1 protein-coding gene (running past one end of the window) is annotated in these 17,496 nt (G+C 63.4%); it reads right to left on the minus strand.

What is annotated here, in order from left to right:
• On the minus strand, positions 1-17,496 hold the 3' portion of the coding sequence (locus ACZZ0A_RS13285; RefSeq protein WP_463543273.1) for a non-ribosomal peptide synthase/polyketide synthase. The gene runs 357 nt beyond the window's last position; only the last 17,496 of its 17,853 coding nucleotides appear in the window; its start codon lies beyond the right edge, outside the window; it ends in the stop codon at positions 1-3.

Genomic DNA, 17,496 nt, shown 5'->3' on the forward strand with positions numbered 1-17,496 from the left:
TCAGGAAACCACTTGGCCGGCCGGCACTTTCAGGCCGTCATGCCACCACGCCGCGAGACTGAAGACGTTGGGCGCCTTGAGAATCGTGAAGTGGTTGCCCGGCCCGTACCACACCACCAGATCCGTCACCTGACGCTGCCAGCCTTCGACCATCGCCGCTTGCTCGCGCTGATTGCCCCACGCATCCAGCGTCGGATCATCGACCAGCGCCAGCCGCACCGCCCCGCTGTAGGCCAGTTGCGGTTGATAGACCGTGCGCAAGGCTGTGGCGAAGGTGCGCACCGGGCCGTGCATGGCCTGCGCTGACGAACGCGCAGACAACACACCGGCGCGCACCATGCCCTCGTGCAACAGGCGCATTTGCGTGGTGTCGTCAGCCTCGGCGAACGCCAGCGGATCGATGCCCAACGACTTGCCGCTGGACAGTTGCAGCGTCTCGATCAAGCGTTCCAGCGCGGCGGTCGTCGTATACGGTTTGCCCGCCGTGCCATTGCCACCGGGGGCTTCGCTGTCGATCAGGGTCAACGACGCTACCTCACGCCCGGTCGCCTGCAACTGCGCGGCCATGGCATGCGCGACCCAACCGCCGAACGAATGGCCGATCAAGTGCACCGGACCTTGCGGATAAAACTGCTCGACGGCTTGCAGATAACACCTCGCCGCCGCTTCCACCTGGCTGTGCGGTACGCCGCTGCCATCAAGCCCGCGCGGCTGCAGACCGAAAATCGGCCATTCCGGCCCCAGTGCTTCGGTCAGGTGAATGAACCCGGTGACACTGTCGCCCGCCCCCGGCACGCAAAAGATCGGCGCATGCCCGGCGTGCCCGCTCTGGATCGTCAACACGGGTTGATAAACCTGTGGTTGCGGGGCCTGCGCAGCGGCCATAGCCTGACTCAAGGCCTGGCCGAGTGCCTGGACATCCGGGTTTTTCATCATGCTGCGGTGATCCCCCGGCACATCGATGCAGCGCAGCAAACCTGTACCGACCTTGTTCTCCCAGCCACGGGTCGGACTCGGCTGTGCCTGCCCTGGCATCAGTGCCTGAGCGCGGAACAAGTGCACCGGCTGGCTGGCCGGGCTGACCCGGTAATGCGCCAGCGCCAGGCCATGAGCGGCCTCACGATCAAAGTAACTCCAGGCATCCGCTGCGCTCAGTGCGGCCAGTTCCGGGTCAGGCAATTGCTGTTCGCAGCAGCGCTGGAACAGCTCGTCGAAGGCGATCAGTTCGACTTCAGCCTCAAATTTCTCTACGTCAGCCAACGCTGGCAGCCCTTCTGCCCCCCGCATCTGCGAACGCGCGCGGCAGTGTTCAAGCAATTGACGCTTGTCGCGATGCGCGCCGCTCCAGCGGGTTTTATCCTGACTGGCCGGATGTGGCGCGTAGGTATCGAGCAGGCCGACAAACGCTACCGCCTCATCGAGACCGAGCAATTGCTGGGCGATTTCATACGCCAGCAAGCCGCCAAACGACCACCCGGCCAGACGATACGGCCCATGCGGCTGCACCGAGCGGATGATCCCGACCATCCGCGCGGCCATGCACTCGAGGGTACGCAGTTGCGGCTGCCCCAGCGGCACACCGGGCAAACCGTAAATCGGAAACTCGCCCTCGATATGCAGGCCCAATGCCGGGAAATACACGTCCCGCCCGCTGAATTCATGGATCAGGAACAGCGCATTGCCGCCCTCGCCCGGTCGCACCACGACCAGTCCTTCCGGCTGCGCGGGCACGGCATGGTGCTGACTGAGCAGCGCCGCCAGCGACTCGACACTCGGCCGCTGGAACAACTGCGCCAGCGTCACCTCCTGCCCCGCACGTTGCAGCAGGTTGACCAAACGAATCGCCAACAGCGAATGCCCGCCCAATTCAAAGAAGTTGTCGTGACGTCCGACCCGCTCGACATTCAACACTTCACCCCAGACCTGCGCGAGCAAGCTTTCGACCTCGCCTTGCGGCGCTTCGTAGTGGCGGCTGAGCACCGCGTCGATGCCCGGTGCCGGCAGCGCCTGACGGTCGATCTTGCCGTTGGGACTCAACGGTAAAACGTCGAGCGCAACAAACGCGCCCGGCACCATGTACTCGGGTAATTGTTCGAGGATGAACGCGCGCAGCGTGTCGATCGTGGGCGCTGCACTGCCCTCGCGCACCGTGAAATACGCGACCAGACGCTCGTCGCGCATCAGCACGACCACCTCGCGCACATCCGGGTGCTGGATCAACCGCGCTTCGATTTCACCGAGTTCCAGACGCAAGCCATGCAGCTTGACCTGGAAGTCGTCGCGCCCGAGGAATTCGAGGTTGCCGTCAGCGCGGTATCGCACCAGATCGCCGGTGCGGTACAGGCGATCACCGGCCACAAACGGACTGTCGATAAAGCGCTCGGCCTGCATCTGCGGCAGCCCCATGTAACCGCGCGCCACGCCGATGCCGCCGATGTGCAACTGGCCAATGACGCCGAGCGGCACCGGTTGGTCATGGGCATCGAGTACATACAGACGCGTGTTGCAGATGGCTTTGCCGATCGGCAATTCAGACGTTGGCAACGGCATGTGCGGTTCCAGGGTCCACGCCGTGCTGTCAACCGTGGCTTCGGTCGGGCCATACACGTTATGCAGGCGCACCCACGGCAGGTGCTGACGCACAGCAGCGGCCAGCGCCGCGGTGAGTTCGCCGCCACCGCAGAACACATCGGTGAGGCTGGTGCATTCACTGACATCCTGCAGTTCAACAAACTGCTGCAACAGCGCCGGCACAAACTTGACCACCGTCACACGTTGCTGACGAATCACTTGCGCCAGATACGCCGGTTCACGATGACCACCCGGCCGTGCCAGCACCAGACGCACACCGGCGGTCAGCGGCCAGAAGAACTCCCACACCGAACCATCGAAACTGAACGGCGCTTTCTGCAACAGCGCGCCGTCTGGGGTCGGCGGGCAAATCTGCGAGCCCCAATGCACCAGATTGCACAAGCCCCGATGTTCGAGCATCACGCCTTTTGGCGTACCGGTCGAACCTGAGGTGTAGATCATGTACGCCAGATTCGAGGCGTTCAGACCGGGCACTTGCGGATTGCTTGCCGATTGTTCGTGCCAGCTGCATTGGTCAAAGTCGATCACGGCCACGTCGGTCCCGGCAAACAGCGCACGGGTGGCCGTCTGCACCAGCACCGCCACCGGCGCGCAGTCCCTGAGCATAAAGTCCAGGCGCTCCGCCGGATAAGCCGGATCCAGCGGCACATAAGCACCACCGGCCTTGAGAATGCCGAGCAACCCCACCACCAGATCAAGCCCACGCTCTACACACAGCGCCACTCGCGCATCCGGCCCCACGCCCTGCTCGCGCAAATGGTGCGCAAGACGGTTGGCACGGGCATTCAACTCGCGATAGGTCAGGCTGTGTTCGCCCGACTGCACGGCGATGGCGTCCGGCTGACGACGTACCTGTGCTTCAAACAGGCTCTGGATCGGTTGCTCGACCGGGCAATCAACCGCCGTTGCGTTGAAATCGCCGAGCAAGCGCTGCTGCTCTTCCGCCGCAAGCAGGTTGACCTGCGCCAACAGCGCCTGATCATCACTGACCAGCGCCGCCAGCAAGCGCTGCAAGTAACCGACAAAACGCCGCACGGTCGACTCATCGAACAACGCCGTGGCGTAGCGCAGCGCGCCACGGATGCCTTGCGGGTTCTCACCGAGGCTCAGCGACAGGTCGAACTTCACAAAGTGATTTTCCCCGGCCACGCCTTCCAGCGTGAGACCGTCCAGTGCCAGGGCGGGCGCCACGCTGCTGTCCCAGCTCACCAGGGTCTGGAACAACGGTGTGTGGGAAAGGCTGCGCAGCGGCCGGGTGATTTCCACCACGTGTTCGAACGGCAGATCCTGATGCGCCTGCGCGGCCAGAGTCTGCGCCTTGACCCGCACCAGCAACGCTGCACCGGTCAGATCGCCCGAGGTATCGATGCGCAGCGCGAGAGTGTTGACGAACATGCCGATCAGCCCTTCGATCTCGGCGCGGGTACGGTTGGCCACCGGCGAGCCAATGACCACATCGGACTGCCCGGAGAGGCGCGCGAGCAACATTGCCCAGGCGCTCATGAGCACCATGTACGGTGTCACGGCATGACGCTGACACAACGTCTTCAGGCCGGCGCTGGTCTGCTCGTCCAGCACGATCTCGACACTGCCGCCGTGGTGATCCTGTTGCGCCGGACGTGGACGGTCGGTTGGCAGGCTCAGCAACGCCGGAGCGCCGGCCAACGTCTGCTGCCAATAGTCGCTTTGACGCTGCAGCACCTCACCGCTGAGCCAGCGCCGCTGCCACACCGCGTAGTCGGCGTATTGCAAGGCCAGCGCTGGCAGTGGATCTGCCTCGCCATGGCTGAACGCCTGATACAGCGCCATCAATTCACGGGTCAGCACGCCCATCGACCAGCCATCGGAGATGATGTGGTGCATCGTCAACAACAGCACATGGTGCTCATCGGCCAGACGCAGCAACCGTCCGCGAATCAACGGACCGTCCTGCAAGTTGAACGGTCCGCGTGCTTCAGTTTCGATCAGCGCGCGCAAGGCCTCGTCGGTCTGCGGCTGTTGTCGCCAATCCTCCTCAATCAGCGACAGGCCACTGTCGACCGGGGCAATCAGCACCTGTGCTTCGTCGTTCAATTGTGCGAAACGACTGCGCAGGGTTTCGTGACGCGCGACGATCCGCGCCAATGCCCGGTGCAGCGCCTCTGCGTCGAGTCGTCCACGCAAATGCAGGCCCAAGGGAATGTTGTAAGCGGTGTTGCCGCCGTCCATCTGCGCGAGGAACCACAAGCGTTGCTGGGCGAACGACAGCGGCAGCGCCTGATCGCGCGACGCCGGCAGAATCGGCGGCAAGCTGCTGCGTTCGGCCTGACTCAATACGTTGGCGACCGCCGCCAGTTCCGGATTGGCAAACAGATCAGCCAGCGCCAGCTCCACGCCCAATTGCTGGCGCACCTGGGAGAGCATGCGCATGGCCAGCAATGAATGGCCGCCGAGTTCGAAGAAGTTGTCGTGACGGCCGACCTGTTCGACCTGCAACACCTCGGCCCAGACCTGTGCGAGGCTGATTTCCAGTGGATTGGCCGGCGCCTCGTAGACCCGACAGAGCAGCGCCTCCTGCGTCGGTGCCGGCAGTGCCTTGCGGTCAACCTTGCCGTTGTTATTCAGTGGTAACACATCGAGTTGCACCCACGCGGTGGGCACCATGTATTCCGGCAGGCGTGCGTGCAACTGAGCGTGCAGTTCAGCGCTGTCCAAGACGCCATCGTGCGCCGTGTAATACGCCACCAGACGCGTGGCGTCCTGGCCGTCGCGGCGCGCCAGCACCACGGCTTCCCTGATCCCCGCGCAGTTCAGCAGGCGACTCTCGATTTCTCCCAGCTCGATGCGGAAACCACGAATCTTCACCTGATCATCGTTGCGGCCGATGCAATCGAGTTGTCCCGGCGCCAGCCAGCGCGCGAGGTCACCGGTGCGATAAAGCAACGCGCCCGGCGTCTCGATGAACGGATCGCGGAGGAATTTCTCGGCGGTCAGATCCGGCCGGTTCAGGTAACCCAGCGCCACGCCCTGCCCGCCGATGTACAGCTCGCCGGTCACGCCCATCGGCACCGGTTGCTGATACGCGTCGAGCACGTACACCTGCGTGTTGCCGATCGGTCCGCCAATCGGCACGCTCTCGGCGTTTTCCGCCACTTCACGCACTTCGAATGTCGTGGCGTACGTGGTGGTTTCGGTCGGGCCGTAGCAATGCACGATGCGCAATGCCGGGGCCTCGGCCAGCAGTCGCCGGAACGCCGCCGGATCGCCACGCTCACCGCCGCACAGCAGCATCCGCAGGCCCTTGAGCGCCTGCGGGATCAGTTGCACGTATTGGTTGAACAGCGCGGTGGTGACGAACAGGATCGTCGCGCCACTGGCACTCAGTTCACGGCCGAAGGCATTCGGATCGAGCAGCGTTTGATGGTCGATGATCACCACGCGACCGCCATTGAGCAGCGGCCCCCAGATGTCCATGGTGCTCGCATCGAACGCCGGGTTCGAGGCGAAGACCACACGATCCTGCGCATTGAAATCGGCGTAACCGTTATTAAGCACCAAGCGGCCGATGCCCCGGTGCGGCACCATCACCCCTTTCGGCGTGCCGGTAGAGCCGGAGGTGTACATGATGTACGCCAGCGCCTCGGACGACTGCAGCAGGTTCGGGTTATGCGTCGGCTGGCCGTTGAGGGTCAGCGTGTCCAGATCGATGCGCGGTGCGGTGTAGTCGATGATTTCGCTGCTGAGGGTCAACAGCGCCACCGCTCGGCAATCCTCAACCATGAACGCCTGGCGCTCGCTCGGTGCGTTGATGTCCAGCGGCACGTAGGCCGCCGCGCATTTGGCAATGGCCAGTTGCGCGACCAGCAACTCCAGCGAACGTGGCAGCAGGATCGCCACGTGATCGCCCGGCTGCACGCCGTGGGCGATCAGGTGATGGGCCAGGCGGTTGGCTTGGGCATTCAGCTCAAAGTAACTCAGCGAATGCGCGCCATGTACCGCCGCCACCGCTTTGGGATGCGCAGCCGCCTGCTGCTGGAAAATCCCGTGCACGGTCAGTGTTTGCGGGTAGTCACGCACCGTGGCGTTGAAGTCGTACAGCAAACGCTGGCGCTCATCCGCCGCCAGCAACGGCACCTGTTCCAGTACCGTTTGCTCACCGCTGATCATTGCTTCAAGCAGGCGTTCAAAGTAGCCGATGTAACGCTTGATCGTCAGCGCATCGAACAGCGCCGTGGCGTAGTTCAGCGTGCCGCGAATCGCTCCATTGACCTCGCCCAGTGTCAGCGTCAGGTCAAACTTGGCGACCTCGCCCGGCCCGGCCACGCCCTCCAGCGTCAGATCAGCCAACGCCAGTTGCGGGCCGACGCTGCTGTCCCAGTTCAGCGTGGTCTGGAACAGCGGGCTGTGCGCCAGGCTGCGCAGCGGCCGGGCGATTTCCACCACTTGCTCGAACGGTAGATCCTGATGCGCCTGCGCCGCCAGTGTCTGCGCCTTGACCCGCGCCAGCAGCGCTTCGACGTTCACCGCGCCCGAGGTGTCGATGCGCAAGGCCAGCGTATTGACGAACATGCCAATCAGGCCTTCGACTTCTGTGCGAGTGCGATTGGCCACCGGCGTACCGATCACCACATCGGTTTGCCCGGACAGACGACTCATCAGCAGCGCCCAGGCGCTCATCATGGTCATGAACAGGGTCACGCCGTGACGTTGGCTCAAGGCCTTGAGCCCCGCGCTCAGGCGCGGGTCCAGCAGCACGTCGACGTTGCCGCCGGTGTAATCCTGTTGTGCCGGACGCGGGCGATCGGTGGGCAGCGTCAACACGGCCGGCGCACCGTCGAGGGTTTGCTGCCAGTACTCGCTTTGCCGCTGCAGCACCTCCCCGCTGAGCCAGCGGCGCTGCCACACGGCGTAGTCGCCATATTGCAGCGTCAGCGCTGGCAGCGGATCAGGCTGACCCTGGCTGAACGCTTGATACAACGCCATCAACTCAGCCGTCAGCACGCCCATCGACCAGCCATCGGCGACGATGTGGTGCACGGTCAGCAACAGCACATGATGATCGTCGGCCAAGCGCACCAGTCGCCCACGAATCAGCGAATCATTCTGCAGATCAAACGCTGTCGAGGCTTCCTGCGCCATCAATCCCTGCAAGGTGAGCTCGGCTTGCAAGGCTTGGCGCAGGTCGTCCACGCGCAAAAGCAAACCGCTGTCGACCGGGGCAATCGATACCTGCGCAGTGTCGTCGAGGCGGATGAAACGGCTGCGCAGGGTTTCGTGACGAGCGACAATCCGTGCCAGCGCCGCTTGCAGGGCGTCGCCGTCGAGGTGACCGCGCAGGCGCAGGCCGAGAGGAATGTTGTACGCCGAGTTGCCACCGGCCATTTGCGCGAGGAACCACAGACGTTGCTGGGCGAAGGACATCGGCAGCGGTTGATCACGCGGTGCCGGCACAATGTCCGCTAGCGCGCTGCGCCCGGCGCGGCTCAATACTTCAGCAACCGCACTCAATTGCGCATCGGCAAACAGATCACTCAGCGCCAGTTCGACGCCGAGGCGCTGACGGATCAGCGAAACCATGCGCATCGCCAACAGCGAATGACCGCCGAGTTCGAAGAAATGATCGTGACGCCCGACCTGCTCGACTTGCAGCACTTCGGCCCAGATCTGCGCCAGTGCGGTTTCCAGCTCACCTTGTGGTGCTGTGTATTCGCGGCTGAGTAACGTAGCGTCGTCAGGCTTGGGCAAGGCTTTGCGATCAACCTTGCCATTGTTGTTCAGCGGCAACCTATCCAGTTGCACCCACGCTGACGGCACCATGTATTCCGGCAGTCGTGCTTGCAACTGCTTGTGTAGCCCGGCGCTGTCCAGCTGTTCAGCGTGAGCGGTGTAATACGCCACCAGACGCGTGGTTTGTTGACTGTCCTGGCGAGCCAGCACAACCGCTTCCTTGACCCCGGCACAGCTGAGCAGGTGGTTTTCGATTTCGCCCAGCTCGATACGGAAGCCGCGAATCTTCACCTGATCGTCGTTCCGTCCGATGCAATCGAGTTGCCCCGGCGCCAGCCAACGCGCGAGATCGCCCGTACGGTACAGAAGCGCGCCGGGTTTATCGCTGAATGGATCGCGAAGGAATTTCTCGGCAGTCAGATCCGGCCGGTTCAGATAGCCCAGCGCCACACCCTCACCGCCGATATACAACTCACCGGTCACGCCCATCGGCACCGGTTGTTGATGGGCATCCAACAGGTAAACCTGCGTGTTGCCGATCGGCCCGCCAATCGGCACGCTCTCGGCGTTTTCCGAGACTTCGCGCACCTCAAAAGTGGTCGCGTATGTGGTGGTTTCGGTCGGACCGTAGCAGTGCACGATACGCAGCGCTGGCGCCTCGGCCAGTAACTGCCGGAACGCCGCTGGATCGCCCCGCTCGCCGCCACACAACAGCATACGCAAGCCTTTGAGCGCCTGCGGAATCAGTTGCACGTACTGGTTGAACAGCGCGGTGGTGACGAACAGGATCGTCGCCCCGCGAGCACTCAATTCACGGCCGAAAGCGTTCGGGTCGAGCAGCGTCTGATGGTCGATGACCACGACGCGACCGCCATTGAGCAATGGCCCCCAGATGTCCATGGTGCTGGCGTCGAACGCTGGATTGGAGGCAAACACCACCCGATCCTGCGGGTTGAAATCGGCATAACCGTTGTTGATCACCAACCGGCCGATGCCTCGGTGCGGCACCATCACGCCTTTCGGTGTGCCCGTGGAACCGGAGGTGTACATGATGTACGCCAGCGATTCCGAGGTTTGCGAAAGGTTCGGGTTTTGCGTTGATTGCTCATCCAGCGACAACGTATCCAGATCGATGCGCCGGACGGCGTAGTCGATGACTTCACCGCTCAAGGTCAACAGTGCCACAGCCTGGCAGTCATCGACCATGAACGACTGCCGCTCGCTCGGCGCATGGATGTCCAGCGGCACATAGGCCGCCGCGCACTTGGCGATTGCCAGTTGTGCGACCAGCAGCGTCAGCGAGCGTGGCAACAATATAGCCACGTGGTCGCCCGGCTGGACGCCTTGCGCGATCAACTGATGGGCCAGACGGTTGGCCTGCGCATTGAGTTCAAAGTAACTCAACGATTGCTCACCGTGCACCGCGGCCACCGCTTGCGGTTGCGCCGCCACTTGCCCCTCAAACAACGCGTGCACTGTCAGCGCCTGCGGATACTCGCGTTGTGTGGCGTTGAACTCGACCAGTAACTGATGACGTTCTTCGGCGCTGACTACCGACAACCGATCAAACCCCGCGTGCGGCGTGTGCTCCAGCGCGTTCAGCAAAGTCATCAATGCACCCTGCATGTACCCGCAGATTCGCTGTGCATCAATCCCCGCCCCGGCCAATACCTTCAAGCCGAAATCTTCGCCAAGATCGTCAACGCTGAGGGTCAGGCGATAGTTGGTGTGTTCCTCGGCATCGAGCAATTGCATCCCGTGCCACGCCGCTTGCACCTCGGCGGATATCGGCCCGACCGGGGCGCTGTGACGATAGTTGAGCAGCGTGCTGAACAGCGGCGTACCCGCCGGCATCGCGCTGCACTGCTGCACCTGCGCCAGTTGCGCGTGCTCGTGAGCAAGCAACTGACTCAAGCGTTGATGGGTCGCCAGCGCCGCCCCTTTAACGCTGTGCGCATTGAGCTCGATGCACAGCGGCAAGGTGTTGATGAACACACCCAGCGCCCGCTCCGCTCCTTCGCCACCCTGCAATCTGCCAAGCAAAACCGTGCCAAAAACCACGGCGTCGCGCCCGGACAATTGCCCCAGCACCTGCGCCCAGGCGAGGTGCATCAGGCTGGCGGCGCTGACACCCAAGCGCCGCGCCTGTTGCCTTACGCTGTGGCTGAGTGTGTTTTCCAGCGTCAACTGCGCTTCCTGCGCGGGGCCGTCATGGGCCAGATTCTGACCATAGGGCAAGGTCGGCTCATCGATCGCGCCGAGCATTTCGCGGAAGAAGCTTTCGTGCTCTTGCGTGCTCAGCCCGGCGCGGGTGTGCGCCACGTAGTTGCGATACGGCACTGGCTCGCTCAGTTGCCCGGCGTTGCCCAGCAGAAACGCCTGCATCTCGTGCTGCAACACCTCGAGCGCCACGTGATCCATGACCAAATGATGGAACAGCAACAACGCCACCACCCGTTGATTGACGGCATCACGGCTGTACACCACGCGCATCAGCGGCGCCTCGGTCACAGGCATGCGGTAGTTATCGATGGTGAAGCGTCTGTGCAACTGGCTCAGCGCATCGCCCGCTTCGGCGTCCAGCTGCAAGGCCTCACAGCTCAGCGAAGCCTCACGCCAGACCACTTGGACCGGCTCTTCCAGACCCTCCCAGAACAGCGAGGTGCGCAGAATGTCATGGCGCTCGATCACCCGTTGCAGTGCCTCGGTGAATACCTGTAAACGCTGCTCGTCGGCAAAGGCAAACTGCGCCTGCAGCACATACGGATCACCCTGCGCAGCCGAAAGATGATGGAACAGAATGCCGGTCTGCAAAGGTGCCAGCGGGTAGATATCCTGAACGTTGCGCGCACCGCCGGGGACACTCGCGACGATGCGGTCGATCGTCGCTTGATCCAGCGCTACCAGCGGCAGCAGTTCGGGCGTGATGCGCGGGCAATCGGCTGGAATCAGATTTGCCGGCACCGCTGCTTCGGGTTCCCCGCCTACTGCCGCCGCCAGTGCGGCCAGCGTCGGTTGGCCGAACAGCACGCGAATGTCCGCCGACAGCCCGGCCCGGCGCATGCGCGCAACCAGATTGACCGCCAGCAATGAATGGCCGCCCAGTTCGAAGAAGTGATCAAAGCGCCCTACTCGCTCGACTTTCAGCAACTCGGCCCAGATACCGGCAATGACGGTTTCGACTTCACCGACCGGGGCTTCGTAATCGCGGGTCAGCAGCGCCGACTGGTCAGGGGCCGGCAAGGCCTGACGATCCAGCTTGCCGTTGGGGCTCAGTGGCAAGGCCGGCAAATGCACAAACACGGCAGGCACCATGTAATCCGGCAAGTGTTTGAGCAGTTGGCTACGCAGTTGATCGATGTCCAGCGGTTCGCCGCTGTAGTACGCCACCAGGCGCTGATCGCCCGGCACGTCTTCGCGAGCGAGCACGGCAGCTTCACGCACGCCGTCGATGTGCGCCAGATGCGCCTGGATCTCACCCAGTTCAATGCGCAGACCACGGATCTTGACCTGATCGTCGTTGCGCCCCAGGTACTCGATGTTGCCATCGGCCAGATACCGTGCGACGTCGCCGGTGCGATACAAACGCGCGCCTGGCTGATCATTGAACGGATCGTCGAGGAAGCGTTCGGCTGTCAGCTCAGGCCGATTCAGATAACCCCGCGCCACCTGCACCCCGCCCAGATACATCTCGCCGACTACGCCGAATGGCACCGGTTGCTGATGAGCGTCGAGGATATACGCACGGGTATTGCACAGCGGTTTGCCAATCGGCGGCGCGCCTTGCGGTACCGGCGAATCCGCCTCCAGCGTCCACACGGTGCTGTCGACGGTGGCTTCGGTGGGGCCATACACGTTGTGCAGGCGCACCTGCGGCAGACGCTCGCGGACGCTACGCACCAACGCGGCGGTCAGCTCACCGCCACCACAGAACACATCGCTGAGGCTGCTGCACTCGCCGACCTCTGCCACTTCAAGGAATTGCTGCAACAGTGCCGGCACAAACTGCACGACGTTGACCTGTTGCTCACGAATCAGCTGCACCAGCGCCGCCGGATCACGATGATCGTCCGGGCCGGCGAGCACCAGGCGCATGCCGCAGCTCAACGGCCAGAACAGCTCCCACACCGAGGCGTCGAAACTGAACGGGGTTTTCTGCAACAGCGCGGCGCCGCTAGAAAGCGGGCACAGCCCGGCGCTCCAGTGCAGCAGATTGCCCAGGTTACGGTGCTCGACCATTACGCCTTTCGGCGTGCCGGTGGAGCCGGAGGTGTAAATCACATAGGCCAGATTTGCCGCGCTCAAGTCCGGCACCTGCGGATTGCTCTGCGCAAGGTCTTGCCAGTTGCACTCGTCGAAATCGACCAACACGCCGGCGCACTCGCCGATCAGCGCACGCGTCGGCGCATGCACCAGCACCGCCACGGGCGCGCTGTCCTCAAGCATGTAGGCCAGACGTTCGGCGGGATAACCGGGATCGAGCGGCACATAAGCGCCGCCGGCCTTGAGAATCGCCAGCAGACCGACCAACAACTGCGGCCCGCGCTCGACGCAGATCGCCACCCGCGAATCGCGATCGACACCGCACTGGCGCAGGTGATAGGCGAGTTGGTTGGCGCGGCGGTTCAACTCGGCGTAACTCAAACGCAGCTCACCGGCGACCACGGCGTCAGCGTCTGGCGTGCGCAACACCTGCGCTTCGAAGCGGCCATGAACGGTCTGTTCGAGATCGTGGGCGACGGCGGTGGCGTTCAGATCGACCAGCAGGTGCTGACGCTCGTCGTCCGCCAACAACGCCACGTGTTCAAGCACCGCTTGATCGTTGCTGACCATCGCCTGCAACAGGCGCTGGAAGTAGCCGACGTACCGTTGAATAGTCGACTCATCGAACAAGGCAACGGCGTACTCCAGCACACCGCGAATCCCGCCCGGCGCCTCTGCCAGCGTCAGTGACAGATCGAATTTGGCAAAGTGGCTCGGCTCGGCGACGCTTTCCAGCGTCAGCTCGCCCAGACTCAGGCTCGCGCCATGGCCGCTGTCCCAACTGAACATCGCCTGGAACAACGGGCTGTGCGCCATGCTCCGCGCCGGTTTGGTGATTTCCACCACTTGTTCGAACGGCAGGTCCTGGTGCGCCTGCGCGTCCAGCGTCCGCGCCTTGACCCGCGCCAGCAGCGCTTCGCAGCTCAACTCGCCCGAGGTATCGATACGCAAGGCCAGGGTGTTGACGAACATGCCGATCAGGCCTTCGATCTCGGCCCGCGTGCGGTTGGCCACCGGTGAGCCGATGACCACTTCGGCTTGCCCGGACAAACGACTCAACAGACTCGCCCAGGCACTGAGCATGAGCATGTACATCGTCACGCCGTGACGCTGGGCCAAAGCCTTGAGCCCGGCACTCAGGCGTTCGTCGAGCACCACGTCGACGGTGTTGCCGGCGTAATCCTGCTGTGCCGGGCGCACGCGGTCAGTCGGCAGCGTCAACAGCGCCGGAGCGCCGGCCAAAGTCTGTTGCCAGTATTCACTTTGGCGCTGCAGCACCTCACCACTGAGCCAGCGCCGCTGCCACACCGCGTAATCGGTGTATTGCAGCGCCAGCGGTGGCAGTGGATCCGGCTGGCCATGACTGAAGGCCTGATACAACGCCATCAGTTCGCGGGTCAGAACCCCCATCGACCAGCCATCGGAGATGATGTGGTGCAGGGTCAGCAACAACACGTGATGATCGTCGGCGAGGCGCACCAACCGACCGCGAATCAGCGCATCGTCCTGCAAGTCGAATGGCCCGGACGCTTCGCCCTGAATCAGCGCCTGCAAGGTTTCATCGGGTTGCGGGTGCTGGCGCAGGTCTTCAACGCGCAGCAGCAGACCGCTGTCGACCGGGGTGATCAGCACTTGCGCCTCGTCATTGAACTGGGCAAAACGGCTGCGCAGGGTTTCATGCCGCGCGACGATGCGCGCCAAGGCCTGTTGCAACGCTTGTTCATTCAATTGCCCACGCAGGCGCAGGCCGATGGGGATGTTGTACGCGGTGTTGGCGCCTTCCATTTGTGCGAGAAACCACAAGCGTTGCTGAGCGAACGACAGCGGCAAGGCGCCGTCACGGGCCACCGCGACAATCTCCGGTTGCGTGCTGCGCCCGGCCTGCGCCACCGCCTCGGCGACCGCTGCCAGTTCGGCGTTGGCAAACAGATCGCCCAGTGCTAGCTCCACGCCAAGGCGCTGGCGAACCTGGGACACCATGCGCATGGCCAACAGCGAATGGCCGCCGAGTTCAAAGAAATGATCCTGACGCCCTACTCGCTCGACCTGCAACACCTGCGCCCAGATCTGCGCCAAGGCGCTTTCCAGTTCGTTGTGCGGCGCCTCGTATTCGCGGGTGAACAGCGCCGCACGCTCAGGTTTCGGCAAGGCCTTGCGGTCGACCTTGCCATTGGCGGTCAACGGCAGTGCGTCGAGTCTGACGAAGGCCACCGGCACCATGTAATCCGGTAATTGGGTCAACAGGTGCGCGCGCAACTCGGCCACCGCCAGCGGTTCAACCTGACTCTGCTCGGTGAAATACGCCACCAGGCGCGGTTGGCCCGGTTCATCTTCGCGGGCCAGCAGCACGGCTTCCTGAATGCCGGGCAACTGATTGAGGCGGGTTTCGATTTCGCCGAGTTCGATACGCACACCACGGATTTTCACCTGATCGTCGTTACGCCCCAGGTACTCGATCGTACCGTCGGCACGCCAGCGCGCGAGGTCGCCGCTGCGATACATGCGCGCATTCGGCAAGGAGCTGAACGGGTCATGCAGGAAGCGCTCGGCGCTCAGATCGGCACGGTTCAAATAACCGCGAGCGACCCCGGCTCCGCCAACATACAATTCGCCCATGACGCCAATCGGCACCGGACGCTGCTGTTCATCGAGCAAGTACACCGTGGCGTTGGCCACCGGTTTACCGATGTGCAAGGCGTCGCCCGCCTCGATGCGTCCAGAGGTGGCGACCACGGTGGCTTCGGTCGGGCCGTAGTTGTTGATCACCTCGAATTGCTGGTTGCGGCTGAACTGGCGCAAGCGGTCGCCACCGATCAGCAGCGTGCGCAGCGTCGGGTGTTCAAGGTTCTGGCTGAAGGCGTATTCGGCGACCGGTGTCGGCAGGAAACTGACGTCCAGTGGCTGCGCGCGCCACCACTCGAGCAGCGCATCGATGTCCTCGCTGCCCTCGTGCGTCGGTGCCAGATGCAAAGTCGCGCCAGCACACAACGCCGGCCAGACTTCCCAGGCCATGGCGTCAAAACCGAACCCGGCAAGACTGGACGTATGGCGACCGGCGCACAGATCAAACGCGCTGCAATGCCAGTCGACCAGATTCGACAAGGTGCGGTGTTCGACCATCACGCCTTTGGGCAGGCCGGTGGAACCGGAGGTGTAGATCACGTAGGCCAGATGTGCGGTGGTCAGGCCCGGCACCTGCGGATCAAAGGTCTCGCTCAATGGCCAGGTGCGCGGGTCGAGATCGATCACCGGCACCGCCAGCGCCGGCAGGCGATCCCGCAGAGTGTTTTGGATCAGCACGGCAACGGGGGCGCTGTCGCTGAGCAAGTAGTGCAGACGCTCGGCCGGGTGCGCCGGGTCGACCGGCACATAACCGGCGCCCGCCTTCAAAATGGCGACCAGCCCGACCAGCGTATCGAGGCCACGGCGGGCGACGATGGCGACGCGATCATCAGGCTTCACTCCCAGCGCAATCAAATGATGGGCCAGCGCGTTGGCATGCCGGTTGAGCTCGGCATAACTCAGTTGCTCACCGAGGTATTGCGCGGCTACGGCTTCGGGCCGCTGCACCACTTGCGCTTCGAAACGTTGGCCAATGGTCAACGTCGCCGGGAAGTCGGCGTGAGTGCCGTTGAACGCCAACAACAGCTGCTCGCGCTCCGCCGCCGGAAGAATGGGCAATTGGTTGAGCGCGGTATCGGGCGCCTGTTCCAGCGCCAGCACCAGACTTTCGAGGGCGCATTGCAAGTAATCGCAGATGCGCTGTGGATCGACCTCGGTGGTGGCCAGCAACGTCAGGCTGAAGGCATCGCCGAAATCATCGACGCTCAGGGTCAGCGGATAGTTGGTGCGTTCTTCGGAGCTGATCGTGCTGATGCCTTCCCAAGCGGCCAGGGTCTCGGCACTCGCCGTCGCCGCCGTGTGACTGTGGCGGTAATTGAGCAAGGCACTGAACAACGGCGTCGGCGCGATCACGCCGCTGCAACGCTGGGCCAGTGCCAGCGGCGCGTGTTCGTGGCGCATCAATGTGGTCAGACGTTTGTGCGTCGCCTCCACCGCGGCGCGCACGCCCTGCGCATCGACATCGACCCGCAGCGGCAAGGTGTTGATGAAAATCCCCAGCGCCCGTTCGGTGGCTTCGGCGCCCTGCATACGGCCCATCAGCACCGTGCCGAAGACCACATTCTGCTTGCCGGTGAGCACCGCCAGTACCTGCGCCCAGCCTAGATGAAACAGGCTCGCGGCACTCACGCCGAGCTGCCGCGCCTGCGCCCGCAGACGCTGACCGAGCAGCGCATTGATCGGCAGGCTCAGCTCGGCGATGCCGAGGCCGTCACCCTGCACGTCCTGCAAACCGTAGGGCAGCGTTGGCTCGGCGATGTCAGCGAGCATGTCGCGGAAAAACGTCTCGTGTTCGGCTTCGCTGATGCCCAGACGCGCCTGCGCCACGTAATTGCGAAACGGCACCGGCCGGCCGAGCGATTGATCCTCGCCGGTGAGGCAGGCGAGCAGTTCGTGACGCACCACATCGAGCGCCGAGTGATCCAGCGCCATGTGATGGAACAACAACGTCGCGACCACGCGCTGACCGGCCCCGTCCCATGCGTAGGCCAGACGCATCATCGGTGCGCACCGGACGTCCAGACGGAAATGCCGCGCATCGAAACGCTCGTGCAATTGCTGCTGCACAGCGCTTTCGCCGTCGTGCACCACAACTTCTTCCATCGGCAGCTGCGCCTGACGCCAGACCACTTGCAGTGGCACGTCCAGCCCTTCCCAATGCACGGCAGTGCGCAGGATGTCGTGGCGATCAATGACCTTTTGCAACGCCTGGGCGAAATCCTGCAAACGCTCACGACTGCTGAACGCAAAGTACGATTGCATGACGTACGGATCGCCCTGCTCGTTGCTCGCGTGGTGATAGAGAATGCCTTC

The organism is Pseudomonas sp. AC242 (genome assembly GCF_979258655.1).